Source organism: Enterovibrio gelatinilyticus (assembly GCF_028683095.1).
Classification (GTDB): domain Bacteria; phylum Pseudomonadota; class Gammaproteobacteria; order Enterobacterales; family Vibrionaceae; genus Enterovibrio; species Enterovibrio gelatinilyticus.
In genome coordinates this window covers 116,864-132,878 of the sequence record NZ_JAJUBC010000002.1, presented here as the reverse complement: position 1 = coordinate 132,878, position 16,015 = coordinate 116,864, and the positions used below count along the sequence as shown (strand labels likewise).

The window sequence follows — 16,015 nt, the reverse complement described above, 5'->3', positions numbered from 1 at the left end:
CCTTGTTACTCATTCATCCGGCGAGATGGAGAGCGGATATGGGTAGTCACAACCACACTTACGCATCACGCGTTTTTTGTTTTATTTTGGCCACGTTGCCATTTTTTGCTTCAGCGGAAACCTGCCAACCAGAACTTCATGGCAACCTTGCTATCGATGCAGATAACGTCGTGTTTGAAAAAAATAACGACATGTTCCGCATTGATGCCACCGGTAACCTTTTCTACGATATTCATCGTATCTCATTGAGTGATGTCCAAAGAGCTTCTCTGACTGAGTACAACCAGATTATCCGTAACGATTTGCCGTTCATTGGGCGCACGTTGACGGAAGAGCTGCACACGTCTTGGCTAGCGTTGGATGGAGTGATCAGTGCTGAGTTAGGTGAAAAGAGCGTGTTGCGCGGGGAGATTGGAAAATTTCATCAGTATCTACAAGACCGCGTCAATACATCGCTGTATTCTCCTGAAAGTTTGCCGGTTCTCAACCACCAAGCATTGACGTTAGTCGTGCGCGAAGTGGAAGCCAGTATCCCACAGTTGATTGCGACTGTAGCCAGCCAAGGCTTGATGGACATTGCCTTGTTGAGCGAGGGAAAAAGCAACAAGATGCAGTTTATTTCTCAAAAAATGGCGACCTTACAAGATAAGCTCGCGGATGAAGTGAAGCTGCAACGCAATCGCACGTTAATCGCGCGGCAAGCAGTCTGCGACCGTTTTGAGCAATGGCAAATGCAAGAGGCGGAAATTGCCTCATTGATCCCTGCATTGTCTGACTGGAAAACGGTGACGATTCGCTAGTTTGACGTCTGCACTTCGGCGGAATTCACACATAAAGAAACGCGAAGGCATGTCCTTCGCGTTTTTTATGTGTTGCGATCGTGAATGCATCAAACGCGGTGGTTACACAGCGTGGTGATTACTGCCGGTAGCTGAACTCGTAATCAACGTTGTCCCACGCATCGTCTACGTGGCGTATGTATTGGCGTAGATTTTTTGCGTCGACATGGCGCTTTTTAGCGCGGTAGTAATAATCTGCTTCCACGTAGGTTTTATCCAGTAAGGCCTCACCCGGGCCGGACACGGTTTTTAGCGAGCTTTTGAACTCAAAATAGGGACTGCTAACAGCATGATCAGATTGATCGATATCCCATGATTCCGGCAGGCTGAGCGTGATTTTCTGATGAATAGCGCCTTCCGAGCCATATCTGAATGGGGTTTTTCGTCGAACAAGATCGGGCTTGATCAGGTAGTCATCAACAATGTCACCAGAGATCACGAAGGAATAGGTATCTTCGTATTTCGACCAGAGTTCATTGATGACGTAGGCTTCGTTGATGATCACTTCATTCGCATCGCGATCGTCTTTCACGCTCAAAGGGCGGAGAAAGTCTAGTCCACCAAAGTCTCCGGCATAGTAATTGGCGTACTCTTCCCCCAGTTCTTTCAATGGCTTGGATTCGAGATAACGACGCCATTGCTCTGCTTCAAGGCCACGATAGGTCGTCGTTACCGTGAGGTAGCTCTGTTGATTGGCATGATTAACCACATAGCGCTGTTCAACATCCTGCGTCACGGGCACATTTGATGATGGCATGGCTTCAAGTTCTTGAGTCTGAGGGGCGAGCACTAATGCATAACCTAGATTGGCTTGTGCCAACGTATCAAGACGATTGCCTTGATGAGTACGTGTCGCATCAATCCAGAGCGGTTTGTCTTGGTGTTCTATCTGTACAATCACATGGTTAAAACTGTATGGCGCTGTAGGCTGTTGCGGTAATTGATCGCGCCAGAACGTATCGACTAATGCGGGATAGGCGGTCACACCTAATGCGCCAAGCACAGAGACCAGCAGCAGGGCTTTGTCTTTACAATCCCCATAGCCTTGGGACAGGGTTTGTTGCGGTGGACGAGGCTTATGAGAGCCAATGCCATTCTCTATGCCCAAATAACGAATGTTGTTTTGCACGTAATGGATGGCGGCAACCATTTGTTGTTCGAGATCATCTGGGTAGGTTTGCACGATCTTTTGCGCCAGTGCTTGTACATCGCTGTCGCTTGGTGATGCTTGATACAGCGGTAGTGCCCAGTCCACCACATCTTTCCATGAGTTGTAGCTTGAGACATGCAAATAAGGGTAGGGGTTAAACCAAGGTGGTTGCTCTGACTCGTCAAAGTCATACAAGCTATTGTTTTCCTCGTAACTGTATTCGCGCATTTTACCGCGGGTGGTTTCTTTGAGCGTGCCTTTCCCTTTATTATTCAAATTGGTCACAGAAATGGGGCTCGATTCTGGCACCATAATTCTCGCAGTAACCAATGCTACGCTGGTTGCCCATCCTGTCTTGATGTACCACTCGCGATTACTTCCAAACACGGGGTTGAAACCTGTGATGGTATAGCTGTAATCGAGAATATCACCCACTTGCACATCACTAAGTACTAGGTGCAAGGTTTCATCACCGTTATAAAGTAAGGAATCTAAGTCAGTTTCGCGTTTGAACTGCGATATTTTGGCATGATTTTTATGATCAATAATCTGACCATTACGCACGATCTCTAAGCGATGAATCGCCACTCTCTGATAGCTGGGATCAAAGTCGATAGAGATTTGAGAGCCTGACTCAAGCCCTTCTATAGACACGATTTTGGTCGTGTAACGTTTGTATTCAACGGGTGTGTTCGGGACTAAGTTCAGTTGTCTATCGACCAATAAGAACTCTTGATCGTAATGATAACCGGATGGATCGGACGTTGGGAGTGTCACGATGGGAGTCACCCAATCAGGGAGAGGCGCAAACTGCTCATGTTGTGTTTGAGCAGTGTGCGGTGATCCGAAAGCGGTGTGTGGTAACCATAGAGCGATAGTAAGGGCAAACAGATACGTCTTCATCTACAGCGCTGTCCTTTGCTTTGCCTGACGGCGAATCAATCAGGGATCAGACAGCGACCGTGCTGCCTTCATTCGTTGATGAAGGCGGAAAGAAGATCGTTCAAGAACAGACGGCCTTTGGCGGTAACTTGCCAGTGGGTATCGGTTTCGCTTAGTAGCCCTTGGGCAACAGCGTTCGCAATCGGCTCGGCAATCACATCCAGCGTTAAGCCTGTTCGTGCAGAAAAATCTGCTTTCGGGCAAGCTTCCACTAAGCGGAATCTGTTCATGAAAAACTCAAACGGCATTTCATCTGCTTCCACTATATGCAATTCGCTGAGGTATTCTTTCTCAGGATCGAGATAACCGCGCGGGTGTTTCACTTTTACTGTGCGCTGTACGGTTCCCGAGGGTGTTGTGATCTTGCCATGCGCCCCACAACCAATGCCCAAATAATCCCCAAAACGCCAGTAGTTCAGGTTGTGTTGGCATTGATAGCTGGGCTTGCTGTAACCGGACGTCTCGTACTGTACATAACCTGCGTCAGTCAGGAGTTGGTGGCCTTGCTCGAAAATATCCCAGAGATCGTCGTCATCAGGCAGCGTAGGCGGTTTTGAGTAATATTGCGTGTTGGGCTCAATAGTGAGTTGATACCACGAGAGGTGCGGTGGATTGAGCTCAATGGCTTGTTTGAGATCGCTCAACGCACTTTGTAAGGTTTGGTCGGGCAGACCGTGCATCAAATCAAGGTTAAAGCTGTTTAACCCCGCTTCATGTGCCAAGGTTGCCGCGCGCTTGGCTTCTCCTGAGCCATGAATTCGTCCCAGACGCTTGAGTTTTGCGTCGTCAAAGCTTTGCACTCCAATAGAGATACGGTTCACACCCACACTGCGATAAGCGATGAATTTGTCAGCTTCCACTGTGCCGGGGTTCGCCTCCATAGTGATTTCAATGCCGTTTTTAAACGGAATTTGTGCATCAATGCCGACCAATAGGCGAGATATCTCTGCTGGCGACATTAGGCTTGGCGTACCGCCACCAATGAAGATGGAATGCAGGTGACGTCCGCTCAGTCCCTCAAAACGGGCGAGATCTTGCTTCAAGTCATCCAGCAATGCCGAAATGTAATCTTGCTCTGGGATTTCCCCTTTCAGTGTGTGCGAATTGAAATCGCAATAGGGGCACTTTTGCACGCACCAAGGGATGTGAACATAAAGACTTAATGGGATTTGAGCGGCCATGATGATTATTTCTTCTCGTCACGCATGGCTGCAAACAGTTTCGTCAGTGCTTGGCCACGGTGTGATATTTGTTTTTTGATTACAGGTTCAAGGTTTGCCAAGGTGCAGCCATGTTCTTTGGTGTAGAAAACTGGATCGTAGCCAAAACCATGTGAGCCTGACGCTTCACGCGTGATTTCACCTTCAAACACGCCATGGCACACCAGTGGCGTCGGATCATTAGCGTGGCGCATGTAAACTAATACGCAATGAAAACGCGCACCGCGTTGGCCATCGGGCGCGTTAGCCATGCACTCCAGAAGTTTGTCGATATTGGCTTGGTCGCCTTTGCCTTCGCCTGCATAGCGCGCACTGTAAACGCCGGGTGCGCCGTTAAGGAAGTCGACTTCTAGGCCTGAATCATCAGCAATCGCAGGTAAGCCAGTTTCTTTGGCTGCGTGACGTGCTTTGATGATGGCATTTTCAATGAAGGTGGTTCCAGTTTCATCAGCGTCACTGATGCCGAATTCACTCTGTGCAAGCACATTGAAGCCGAAATCTTGCAGAAGGTCAGCCATTTCTTTGACCTTTCCTGCATTGCCTGTCGCGAGAACCACTTTGCTCATCATTGTACTCCTGAAGCCGTTGCCCGTGCTGATTCCTTTATAAGGGACACTGAAGCAAACGCAATTTGTCGTCTGGTCGCCACCCATAAAAATGGCGCTTCATGTGAGCGCCATCATACCTGAATGTGATGTGGTGTCATCTACCACGCTATTCGCTATAGAACTGCTGTTGGAAGGAGAGTTTGCCGGAGCGATTGCCTTGCGCTTGAACCTCGATGTCGAAGATAAGCTTTTCTTCGTTAGCGAAGCGAAATTCTGCCAAATAGTAGATAGCTTTGCCTTCACGGACTTCGCGAAAAGTGAGGGGTTTGGTTGTGCCAAGTAGATTGCGTGCCTTACCTGTGATGTTCGCAGTGAGAGCCGGTTTGCCTGCTTGGTTTTTATCGAGGATGGCAATGTTGATCAGTGCATTGGCACTGCTGCGTTTTATGCCATAGCTCTTAGCAACGGCAGGCGGAATGAAGGTGGCATTGAGTGCTGAGTAGTGCACCTCTAACGAGCCAATATTTTTTAACTGTTCCGCGTGGGAGAGCGGCGACATCAGCATCAACACGGTGCTGATAAGGAATAAAATGCGCGACTTCATGACAGGTTCCTTGTCTGATGGAATAAACGCACCACCAGGTGTGCGTTCAATATTTACTTACTGGATAGTGTGGGGATCAGATCACTGATGGCATCAGGGTAGACGGCGGGGCTTTTTACCCTGACTTGCTTGTGCCTGCCTAGCTCGCCTTTTTCTATCGCGATAAGTCCTTTTGCGACTTTGAATTGTTTCGACAGGTACTTGGTGAGGTGGGCGTTGGCTTTACCATCAACAGGCGGGGCGGTAATGGCGAGTTTGATTTCCTCGCCATGTATGCCCATCCACTGGTCACGGCTTGCTTTAGGCTGGATATACAATCTAAGGATTAAATCCTCGTTATCCAGCCATGCAGTGCGTGGTGTGCTCATCAATTACAGTACGAACCACAAGTTGCCGAAGTAAGGGCTCAATAGGTCACCGATAAAGAAGTTCAAGAACTGCAAGACGATGAACAGGACAAGCACGCTTAAATCTAGGCCGCCCATTGATGGCAGAACACGACGGATTGGTGCGACCAAAGGCTCAGTCAATTGGACCATCACAAATTCAATTGGGCTACGACCTTGGCTTACCCAGCTCAAGATAGCGCGCAGAATCAATACCCAGAACAATAAGCCACCTGCGGCTTTCACCATAGCAATAAGGCCGATCAGTAAGTATGTTGCATCAAACGGCGGCATACCGCCAGAACCGACCATCTGCAGGACAAAGAACTTGGCAACACACAGTACATAAGCAAACAGAACCGTCGCTAAGTCAAAGGTACCTATTGAGGGTATAACGCGGCGCAGCGGCGCAACGACCGGTTGGGTCGCTTTAACGACAAACTGACTGAATGGGTTATAAAAATCTGCACGTGCCCACTGCAGCCAAACTCGAAGCAACACTACCATAATGTAAAGGTCGAACAGTGTTGAAACGAGGAAGTTCATTGAGTTCATAAATTAGCCCTAAAATAGCGATTCCATTTCTTCAGCGCGGCGTACAGCGGCCTGCATGGCTTCTGCTACCGTCTCTGACAGTTGGTTGTTATTAAATACGTTCAGTGCCTCAGCCGTTGTCCCGCCTTTGGAGGTCACTTGTTCTCTTAAGGTTGCCAGTTCAATGTCTGGGTTGGCAACTACCATTTTAGCTGCGCCAAGTGCAGACTGCTGCACAAGAATACGTGCGGTGTTTTTATCAAAGCCTTGTCGCTCTGCTTCCGCTTGCATGGCCTCCATAAATCGGAAGAAGTAGGCTGGCGCACTGCCTGCAGCAGCAATAATACCATTGATACCTGATTCGTCGCTGACCCAACAAGTTTTACCGACGGCTTGCATTAGATCACCAGCAAACAGGCGATCGTCTTCTGATACTGATTCTGGAGCATAAAGCCCGCACATACCCTCACCAACCAGTGAAGGTGTGTTAGGCATCACACGAACAAGGTTAAGTGGTGCGCCAGCCATGTCAGACAGGCGTGCAACGGAAATCCCTGCGGCGATTGAAATGGCGAGCTTTTTGCTCCAGTCAACGTCGCTCAGACTGGCGAGCAATTCTTCCATGCCTTGCGGTTTAACGCCTAACACGACGACATCAGCTTGCTTGGCGCTTTCAATCACATCTTCATTGGCATTGATGCCAAAGCTATCACGAAAGGCGGCGCTTTTTTCGGGGGTACGGTTAACTGCCGTGAGTAAAGACGCGGGGTATCCAGACTGAATGAGGCCAGCAATGATTGAGCGAGCCATGTTGCCTGCGCCAATAAAGGCAATGGTACGTTGTTCCATCAAATAAATTCCTCGTTGTCGGGTAAGCCATGAAAGGCTTTACCTGAAATGTATCGTCTCGGTTATTTCTCACCGCGTTGGCTGTAATCTCTTGCCCCAAACAGCGCAGTACCAATTCGAACCATGGTACTTTGTGACGCAATGGCGGCATCCATATCACCACTCATACCCATCGATAGCGTATCGAACTGAGAATAACTGGCTTTCATTTCTTCAAATAGGGCTGACAGTGGCGCAAACGCGGCTATTTGCGCGTCGTAATTGTCTTCTGGCTGGGGAATGCACATTAATCCCCTAAGCGTTAGATGCGGCATACTTTCGATTTCTTCAGCCAATGCTCTAACGTCATCAAAACCAGTGCCAGATTTAGACGCTTCGCCGCTGGTATTGATTTGGATAAGCACTTGCAGCGGTAACATGTTACTTGGGCGCTGTTCGCTAAGTCTACGCGCCACTTTACTGCGATCAATCGAGTGCACCCAATCGAAGTGTTCAGCGATAGGACGCGTTTTATTAGACTGGATTGGGCCGATGAAATGCCACTCCAGATCGGGCTGAAGAGGGCGGAAATGAATAATCTTATCCACCCCTTCTTGCACATAGTTTTCGCCAAACTGACGATGGCCTGCTTCGATAGCTTCGGCGATCGCCTCGATAGGCTTGGTTTTACTTACCGCCAACAATTGCACGCCAGAGGCGTCTCTCCCGCATTTTTGTGCGGCATTGTCTATTTGGCTGGTGACCTGCTCTAGGTTTTGTCTGATACTACACATGGCTAATTCTGCGAGGAAACGTATTAATGGATATTACTGAATTATTGGACTTTAGTGTAAAGCATAATGCCTCAGATCTACATCTTTCTGCGGGTGTGCCGCCAATGGTCCGCGTTGATGGTGATGTCCGTAAGCTGAGCTTACCTGCACTTGAGCACAATGATGTGAATCGCCTTATCTTTGATGTGATGAATGACGCACAGCAGCGAGAGTTTGAACAAAACCTCGAAGTTGATTTCTCGTTTGAGCTTGCGTCAGTGGGCCGCTTTCGCGTGAATGCCTTCCATCAATCCCGTGGCTGTGCGGCAGTTTTTCGAAATATCCCATCTAAAATCCCGACGTTAGACGCGATTAATGCGCCGTCAGTTTTCGAGCAATTTGTGAACTACCAAAAAGGCTTGGTGTTAGTGACGGGGCCAACAGGTTCAGGGAAGTCCACGACGCTAGCTGCAATGATAGACAAAATTAATCGTGAACAGCATCGACATGTGCTCACGATTGAAGATCCTATTGAGTTTGTTCATGAGCAAAAAAGCTCGTTGATCAACCAACGAGAGGTTCATCGCGATACACATTCATTTAAGAATGCACTTCGTTCCGCACTCCGTGAAGACCCTGATGTCATTTTGGTGGGTGAGCTGCGAGATCAAGAAACCATTAGCTTGGCGTTGACCGCGGCTGAAACAGGACATCTGGTGTTTGGCACGCTACACACCTCCAGTGCAGCGAAGACAGTAGACCGGATCATTGATGTGTTCCCAGGTGCAGACAAACCTATGGTGCGTTCGATGTTGTCAGAATCTTTAAGGGCGGTGGTATCACAGAAACTGTTGAAGCAGGTGACGGGCGGCCGTGTGGCAGCACACGAGGTGATGATCGCCACGCCTGCGATTCGCAACTTGATCCGTGAAGATAAAGTGGCACAGATGTATTCGATGATTCAAACAGGCTCGGGCATGGGCATGCAAACCATGGAGCAAGCACTGCGCAATCTAATGATGCAAGGCGTGATAGACAGTCAAGAAGCTAACAAGGCACTGGATAGTGCAGGGACAGGATTTTAAGGATGACAGCAAAAGCACCGCTCTTTGAATTGCTCGATGAAATGCTCACGCGACGTGCGTCGGATTGTTACATCACGGTTGGGGCATCTTGCATGCTTCGTGTTGATGGCAGTTTGAAGCCAGTGGGCGATAAATTGGATGAGGCTGGCGTTAATGGGCTGATTAAACAAGCCATGGACGCAGACACTTACCAGAAGTTCATCACAGAGCGGGAAGCCAATTTTGCGTTGGTGACAGAGACGGGCCGTTTTCGTGTCAGTGCTTTCTGGCAACGAGATTTACCGGGCATGGTCATGCGTCGTATCGAAACAAATATTCCTGATATCCACTCATTGGGTTTACCGGATGTTATTCAGGATTTGTCGATCGCCAAACGTGGTTTGGTGTTGATTGTTGGGGCAACGGGGTCGGGGAAATCGACGTCGATGGCAGCGATGGTGGGTTTTCGAAATACCCACCGCAGTGGGCACATTCTGACGGTTGAGGACCCTATTGAGTTTATTCACCCACACAATAAGTGCATTGTGACCCAACGTGAGATCGGTATTGATACCGAAAGCTATGACGTGGCGCTGAAAAACTCGCTGCGTCAGGCACCAGACATGATCATGATTGGTGAAATTCGTACCCGAGAAACCATGGAGTACGCGATGCAGTTTGCTGAAACAGGGCATCTGTGTATCGCAACCCTTCACGCTAACAACGCGAACCAAGCGCTAGAGCGTGTGTTGCATTTGGTGCCGAAAGAGCGCCGTGAGCAGTTCTTGTTTGATTTGTCGCTGAACCTTCGTGGTGTACTTGCCCAACAATTGGTGCCAGATATTAGTGGAGTCGGGCGTCATGGCGCTTATGAATTGCTGCTGAACACATCGCATGTATCGGATCTTATTCGTCGCGGAGAGTTGCATGAATTGAAGGCCAGCATTAGCCGAGGTGAAAACGCGGGTATGTGTACCTTTGACCAATCACTGTTTGCGCTGTATCAGGCCGGTAAGGTGTCTCAAGAAGAAGCGCTGCATCATGCTGATTCACGCAATGAATTGAAGCTGATGATGAAAATGGCAGAGCAATCTGACGGTTCTTTATCGCTGGCAGATGTCAGTATCGAAGGACGATAACGAAATAAAAAAAAGCGCCATTGGCGCTTTTTTTAGCTGTATTGATGTTCAAACCAACTTTCGACAATGATGACGGCGGATTGGCAGTCAATATTGCCTTTTCCTAGTGCACGATAACCGCCTTGTTCAAACAGTGATGAACGCGCCTCTGTGGTGGTGAGTCGCTCATCGTGCAGTTCGACGTTAACACCAAATCGCCCTTTAAGACGATTCGCAAACTTACGCGCGCGCGGGGTGATGGTTTCCAGTTCGCCGCCTTGTAAGTCTAGGGGTAACCCAACCACCACCACGTCTGGTTTCCATTCTTTCAAAATAGCTTCGATAGCATCCCAGCTCGGGATACCGTCTTTGGCTTTGAGCGCTTTAAGCGGCGTTGCCGTACCTGTGATGGCTTGCCCGATAGCGGTGCCAATACTTTTTGTGCCGTAGTCAAAACCCAGCACGGTTTGAATGTTACTCATGGGATGTCTCTTATGCGTGTCCAATATCGGACGATAGATTGAGCGCACTGATGCCCAAATGCTTCAACGCGGTTTCCCAACGTTCATTGATTGGTGTATCAAAAATCACGGAAGGGTCGGCTTCAATGGTGAGCCAACTGTTTTCGGCCAATTCTTTTTCTAATTGACCCGCATCCCAGCCGGAATAACCGAGAGCAACAATGAACTGCTCTGGTTCGTCATTCGTGCCTAAGATGCTCAGAATATCTTTTGATGTCGTCACGGTCAGTGCGTCTGATAGCTGGATGCTGGATCCAAACGTCTGCCTGTTTTTGTGAAGCACAAAACCACGGTCTTCCGACACGGGGCCACCAAACAACACGGGTTGATCGAGGCTCAATGGTTGAGTGACATGATGATCACGAGCGACTTCTATTTGCTCCAGCATGTTTGCAACAGAAATATTAATAGGCTGGTTTATCACAAGCCCCATCGCGCCGTCTTCATTGTGCTCGCACATATAGATGACACTGTGCTTAAAACGGTCGTCTGCCATGCTAGGCATCGCGACAAGAAAATGGTTTTTAAAATTCATGATGCCCTTCCACTACTAAGTTGCGTTGGCGCAAAGGTGCTTGTTTCAAAAAAAGGTGCTTGCTTCAAAAAAGCTGCTTGTTTTAAAGTGCGTAATGAACGGCAGGTGCTAACTTTGCAGAGTGCCTACGTTCAGTATGAGCGGTAAGCGAAAGAAAGTCAGCCTCGTGCAGAGGAAACTGCACAAGGCGGTGTACGGTTACTTTTGCAGACGCGCTTCAATCGCATCCATCAATTTACCACTGATGTTGATGTCGAAAGCGGCTTCAATTTCACGGATACAGGTTGGACTCGTGACATTAATTTCTGTCAGTTTGTCGCCTATGATATCCAGCCCTACGAAGATCAGGCCTTTCTCTTTCAGCGTTGGTGCAACCGCACGGGCGATGGCCCAGTCAGTCTCACTCAATGGGCGCGCTTCACCGCGACCACCAGCGGCAAGGTTACCGCGTGTTTCGCCTTTGGCGGGAATACGCGCCAAGCAGTATGGCATTGGCTCGCCATCGACCACCAAAATGCGTTTGTCGCCATTGCTGATGTCTGGAACGAACGTCTGCGCCATGCAGTAGTTCGTGCCAAGGCTGGTTAGGGTTTCGATGATCACTGACAGGTTAGGGTCGCCCTTCTTCACCCGGAAGATGGATGAACCGCCCATGCCATCAAGTGGCTTCAAAATCACATCACCGTGTTTTTCATGGAACGCTTTAATTTGGTCGTCGCGACGTGTCACTAAGGTGATTGGCGTGTGCTCTGGGAACCAAGCGGTGAACAGTTTTTCGTTACAATCGCGCAGACTTTGCGGTTTGTTAACGATCAAACAGCCTTCCACTTCTGCGCGCTCCAGAATGTAGGTCGCGTAGATGTATTCTGTGTCGAACGGTGGATCTTTACGCATCAACACGGCATCAAGCTCAGCCAATGCGATCTCTTGTTCGCTTTTTACGTCAAACCACTTCTCAGGGTTTTGTTCTACGCTGATGATCTTAGTGCGAGCAAGGGCTTTGCCTTGCTCCAGCGACAAGTCATTCATCTGCATGTAGTGAATTTCCCAGCCACGCGCTTGTGCTTCTAGCATCATGGCAAAAGAAGAATCTTTCTTGATGTTGATGGACTCAATTGGGTCCATCACGATACCCAGTTTGATCATTCTGTCTTCCTTATCTGGCAAGTTCGTCGCCGTTATCCAAGGTGTGTTTAACCAAGGTCACCAAAGCGAACCTGCAATGCCGTAATTGCGGTTAATGCTGCGGTTTCAGTGCGCAGTACTCGCGGTCCCAAAAGTGTTTCTTCAAACCCGTGCTCGCGGGTCTTTTCAATTTCTTCAGCCGATAAACCGCCTTCAGGGCCAATCAACAAGCGCACGCGATTGACGGGCTGTGGCAGGGTATTGATGGAATATTTGGCGCGAGGGTGAAGGTTTAGCTTTAACCCATCAAACGCTTCCTGACTCCAGGCATCCAGCGCCATCACAGGGCGGATTTCTGGGACGATGTTTCGGCCAGATTGCTCGCAAGCAGCAATCGCAATCTTCTGCCATTGCTGTAATTTTTTGTCGAAGCGCTCGGCGTTGAGTTTGACACCACATCGTTCGGAAATCAGTGGTGTAATCACATTCACACCAAGCTCGACGGACTTTTGAATGGTGAACTCCATTTTGTCGCCGCGACTGATAACTTGACCAAGGTGCAGGTCTAATGGCGATTCAATGCTGCGCTCGACACGTTCAGTGATTTCGACATTGACGTTCTTTTTCGATACGTCACAAATCACGGCCGGAAATTCAGCGCCACTGCCATCAAAGAGCAGAACGTCTTGTCCAACTTGCATACGCAATACACGGCCAACATGATTCGCCGCATCATCATCGAGTGCGACACGGCCGCTGTTAGGCAGCAATTCAGGATGGAAAATTCTTGGGATACGCATGGTGGTTTTGGTCTTGGAAATAATGAGCAGCAGTTTAGCATGCTACTGCTCATTGGCTGTAGTATTGGTGAGGTTTTGGTTTGTCTTTCCGTTCAGCTAGGTTGCCTTTATAGACCTGCTTTTTCGCATGCTGCTTTCACGAAAGGGTTGTGATTCCCTTGGTTGAGGGCAATACGACGGTCACGCTCGCATTCCCAATCCGTCACTGGGTAGGTTTTGTCCCACGCGTTCATGAGTTTTTTCTGCGCTGACGCTAAACGAAAATCATACTGTTGATTCATGTACTGGTAGATACGTGCAATTGCGCCACGGCTTTGCGCGGGTGGATCGACTGCACGCTGTTTGAAATCGACCTTCATGTCGCATTGTCCATAAAATGCGCCTTTGTCTCCGTTCCATTGTGAAAAACGATAGTTAGAGCGGTCGCCGTTCACTTCGCCAATAGCTGGGACTAGATTGTGCAAATCCGCTTCCATTAAGCGGAAGGCCGGGTCGGTTCTGCCGCAATTCTTGCGTCCGCCGTCTTGCCAGCATTGGCGCTGGTGGCCGAACTGCCAAGCGGGAACGACATGTTCCCATTCAATGCGGCTAGCGCGTTTTAATTGCTTACGCACTTGGTAACCACATTCATCTAACTGCGGTACGCCCTTCTTCCCTTTCCACTCAATGTCACAGCCACAGTAAAAAGAGGTGGGGTAGTCCTGATAGATTTTTTGCGCGATGCGTTTGGCTTTCGAAAAGGATTGTGGATGCTCAGGAGCAGACATCGCCAGTGGCGATATCAACAAGGAAGAAAGCAGCAAGAGATACTTTTTCATCATGAAACAAAGTCTTTTTGGAATTAAGTACTTTGATTATTGCAGATGTATGCGAGTTAAATCTCACTAAAATAGTGTTAATTGAACAACTTGTTATTAAGAGCGGCGTTGCATGTAACGCATTCGCGTTAGGGTGTAGAAGGTTTCCACACCAGAGGCTGTTTACAGCGGCGGCACATGTACTGCACTTGCTGGCGTTGCACCTTGTTGTGGCGGCGCACGGACAACGGGATAACGTCGCATTGGCAATGGTAGGAAAAGGTTTTGCCTTCTACCGATTTAACGTCAAAGCTGTGTGTGGTTTTAGGTTGAACATCAAAGACCTGAGACATAACGGCTTGCCATTCTTTGCCGTGTGGACGAGCGCGTCCGAAACGAGCAAAGACAATCAGGTGGCTGACTTCATGAGGGACGACTTCTTCTAGAAAAGCGTCTGGGTTCTCTGCGAGCAATACGGGGTTAAAACGCAGTTGCCAGCGTTGAAGCAGCGCCATTCCCGCGGTTTTACCCCGAATATCAAAGCGGATCGCAGGTACTGCAAAATCTGTATTGAGGGTCAAATTCGCATGAGAGATGCATTCGCTTACGCGTCGAGTAATACGGTAGTGGAGTTCGTTCATCGCCTTGGCTGAGTGGATGGTCACAGTGGCTAGGGTAATGAGAGGCATGAAAAAAGGGAAGCCGACGCTTCCCTTTTCTTATTCTGTTGTGCTGCGTTGTTGCGATTACTTGATGTTAGCGAAATCGCGCAGGGCTGCCACTTTGTCAGTTTTTTCCCAAGGGAATTCTTCACGACCGAAGTGACCGTACGCCGCTGTCTTCTTGTAGATAGGTTGCAGTAGATCCAGCATTTCTTGTAGGCCGTATGGGCGAAGGTCAAAGTGCTGACGAACCGCTTCGATGATGATGTCTTCTGATACTTTCTGAGTACCGAACGTTTCAACCATGATAGACGTTGGATCGGCAACTCCAATCGCGTAAGACAATTGGATTTCACAGCGATCTGCAAGTCCTGCTGCAACGATGTTCTTTGCTACATAGCGTGCTGCATATGCTGCTGAACGGTCAACTTTTGATGGATCTTTACCAGAGAACGCACCACCGCCGTGACGCGCCGCGCCGCCGTAGGTATCAACGATGATCTTACGACCTGTCAAACCACAGTCACCCATTGGGCCACCGATAACGAAACGGCCTGTCGGGTTGATGAAGAATTTGGTTTCTTTGTTCAGCCACTCTGAAGGCAGTACTGGCTTGATGATTTCTTCCATTACCGCTTCACGTAGGTGTTCAGTGGTCACTGAATCACAGTGTTGGGTAGAAAGAACAACCGCATCGATACCAACAATTTTGCCTTGGTCGTATTGGAAAGTGACCTGTGATTTCGCGTCTGGACGAAGGAAATCTAGCTTGCCGCTCTTACGCACTTCTGCTTGTTTCTTAACAAGAAGGTGAGAGTAAGTGATCGGTGCTGGCATCAATACGTCTGTTTCATTACATGCGTAGCCAAACATGATGCCTTGGTCGCCTGCACCCTGTTCTTTCGGGTCTGCACGGTCAACACCTTGGTTGATGTCTGGGGATTGCTTACCGATGGTGTTCAGTACGGCACAAGAATCGGCATCGAAACCCATGTCTGAATGCACATAGCCGATTTCACGCACGGTTTGACGCGTCAGTTCTTCGATATCAACCCATGCAGAGGTGGTGATTTCACCGCCTACCATCACCATGCCGGTTTTTACGTATGTTTCACAAGCAACGCGGGCTTTCGGGTCCTGCTCCAAAATCGCATCAAGTACGGCATCTGAAATCTGGTCAGCAATTTTGTCTGGGTGACCTTCCGAAACCGATTCTGAAGTAAACAGGTGTTTGGCCATGTCGCGTTCCTTAAAAAATATGAAGATATGTTTATATACGTTTAAATGGTTAGATGTTTTACCATCTGGACGTCTATTCTACGCTGGAGTGATAAGAAATCAACCATGCAATTTGTCTGTGTAAATAGAAAACGATTGCGTTCCGTGTCGCAAGATGTCGAATCTAAACGTTTCTTTCGCGTTCAAATCCTAAGAAAGCCGATATATCAGCCATGTAAATCGTTTGCAGACGAACGGCAGTCTTGCGACAATACGACCCCGCCAAGTTCTGCGATCAGGCCTCTCTCAATATTGAGTATTGCGCCTGTTTGCATATAAAACAAAACGTCT

18 protein-coding genes are annotated in these 16,015 nt (G+C 48.7%); 3 read left to right on the top strand and 15 right to left on the bottom strand.

The genetic code is table 11. From position 1 onward, the window contains the following. The first annotated feature begins 38 nt into the window (after window positions 1-38). Complete coding sequence (locus tag LRP50_RS02140) at window positions 39-800, top strand: DUF2884 family protein (protein ID WP_274162859.1); 762 nt, start codon at window positions 39-41, stop codon at window positions 798-800. Between the two features lie 118 nt (window positions 801-918). Here the strand turns inward: LRP50_RS02140 and LRP50_RS02135 are convergent, their stop codons facing one another. The 8 genes from LRP50_RS02135 to LRP50_RS02100 form a co-directional block, all read right to left on the bottom strand. Then, complete coding sequence (locus LRP50_RS02135) at window positions 919-2,892, bottom strand: DUF3857 domain-containing transglutaminase family protein (RefSeq protein ID WP_274162858.1); 1,974 nt, start codon at window positions 2,890-2,892, stop codon at window positions 919-921. Between the two features lie 68 nt (window positions 2,893-2,960). Beyond that, a complete protein-coding gene (gene hemW, locus LRP50_RS02130; RefSeq protein ID WP_274162857.1) occupies window positions 2,961-4,112 on the bottom strand; it encodes a radical SAM family heme chaperone HemW in 1,152 nt (383 codons plus the stop codon). Window positions 4,113-4,117: 5 nt separating this feature from the next. After that, window positions 4,118-4,717 carry an RdgB/HAM1 family non-canonical purine NTP pyrophosphatase gene (gene rdgB / locus LRP50_RS02125; RefSeq protein WP_274162856.1) on the bottom strand — a complete coding sequence of 200 codons (600 nt, stop codon included), beginning with the start codon at window positions 4,715-4,717 and terminating at the stop codon, window positions 4,118-4,120. A gap of 148 nt (window positions 4,718-4,865) precedes the next feature. Then, window positions 4,866-5,303 carry a DUF4426 domain-containing protein gene (locus LRP50_RS02120; RefSeq protein ID WP_274162855.1) on the bottom strand — a complete coding sequence of 146 codons (438 nt, stop codon included), beginning with the start codon at window positions 5,301-5,303 and terminating at the stop codon, window positions 4,866-4,868. Window positions 5,304-5,356: 53 nt separating this feature from the next. Continuing rightward, entirely contained in the window at window positions 5,357-5,671 is a 315-nt protein-coding gene (yggU, locus tag LRP50_RS02115) for a DUF167 family protein YggU (RefSeq protein ID WP_274162854.1), read from the bottom strand. A 3-nt stretch (window positions 5,672-5,674) separates the two neighbouring features. Continuing rightward, entirely contained in the window at window positions 5,675-6,244 is a 570-nt protein-coding gene (locus LRP50_RS02110) for a YggT family protein (RefSeq protein WP_274162853.1), read from the bottom strand. A 9-nt stretch (window positions 6,245-6,253) separates the two neighbouring features. Further along, on the bottom strand, window positions 6,254-7,072 hold the full coding sequence (proC, locus tag LRP50_RS02105; protein WP_274162852.1) for a pyrroline-5-carboxylate reductase: 819 nt from the start codon (window positions 7,070-7,072) through the stop codon (window positions 6,254-6,256). A 62-nt stretch (window positions 7,073-7,134) separates the two neighbouring features. Continuing rightward, window positions 7,135-7,845, bottom strand: coding sequence for a YggS family pyridoxal phosphate-dependent enzyme (locus LRP50_RS02100; protein WP_274162851.1), 711 nt, complete (start codon window positions 7,843-7,845; stop codon window positions 7,135-7,137). Between the two features lie 26 nt (window positions 7,846-7,871). On the opposite strand from LRP50_RS02100, the gene LRP50_RS02095 reads away from it, so the two are divergent. Then, window positions 7,872-8,909, top strand: coding sequence for a type IV pilus twitching motility protein PilT (locus LRP50_RS02095; RefSeq protein WP_274162850.1), 1,038 nt, complete (start codon window positions 7,872-7,874; stop codon window positions 8,907-8,909). Window positions 8,910-8,911: 2 nt separating this feature from the next. After that, window positions 8,912-10,027 (top strand): PilT/PilU family type 4a pilus ATPase, encoded by a 1,116-nt coding sequence (locus tag LRP50_RS02090; protein WP_274162849.1) that lies wholly within the window; start codon window positions 8,912-8,914, stop codon window positions 10,025-10,027. A 32-nt stretch (window positions 10,028-10,059) separates the two neighbouring features. On the opposite strand, the gene ruvX is transcribed toward LRP50_RS02090, so the two are convergent. From ruvX to metK, 7 genes are all read right to left on the bottom strand, one after another. Then, on the bottom strand, window positions 10,060-10,488 hold the full coding sequence (ruvX, locus tag LRP50_RS02085; RefSeq protein ID WP_274162848.1) for a Holliday junction resolvase RuvX: 429 nt from the start codon (window positions 10,486-10,488) through the stop codon (window positions 10,060-10,062). A 10-nt stretch (window positions 10,489-10,498) separates the two neighbouring features. Then, window positions 10,499-11,062, bottom strand: a complete 564-nt coding sequence (locus LRP50_RS02080) for a YqgE/AlgH family protein (protein ID WP_274162847.1) — start codon at window positions 11,060-11,062, stop codon at window positions 10,499-10,501. Between the two features lie 198 nt (window positions 11,063-11,260). Further along, entirely contained in the window at window positions 11,261-12,208 is a 948-nt protein-coding gene (gshB, locus tag LRP50_RS02075; protein WP_274162846.1) for a glutathione synthase, read from the bottom strand. A gap of 47 nt (window positions 12,209-12,255) precedes the next feature. After that, window positions 12,256-12,987, bottom strand: coding sequence for a 16S rRNA (uracil(1498)-N(3))-methyltransferase (gene rsmE / locus LRP50_RS02070; protein WP_274162845.1), 732 nt, complete (start codon window positions 12,985-12,987; stop codon window positions 12,256-12,258). A 107-nt stretch (window positions 12,988-13,094) separates the two neighbouring features. Beyond that, window positions 13,095-13,805, bottom strand: coding sequence for an endonuclease (locus tag LRP50_RS02065; protein ID WP_274163009.1), 711 nt, complete (start codon window positions 13,803-13,805; stop codon window positions 13,095-13,097). A 128-nt stretch (window positions 13,806-13,933) separates the two neighbouring features. Next, window positions 13,934-14,425, bottom strand: coding sequence for a SprT family zinc-dependent metalloprotease (locus LRP50_RS02060; RefSeq protein WP_274163008.1), 492 nt, complete (start codon window positions 14,423-14,425; stop codon window positions 13,934-13,936). Window positions 14,426-14,530: 105 nt separating this feature from the next. Continuing rightward, complete coding sequence (gene metK, locus LRP50_RS02055) at window positions 14,531-15,685, bottom strand: methionine adenosyltransferase (protein WP_274162844.1); 1,155 nt, start codon at window positions 15,683-15,685, stop codon at window positions 14,531-14,533. Window positions 15,686-16,015: the final 330 nt, after the last annotated feature.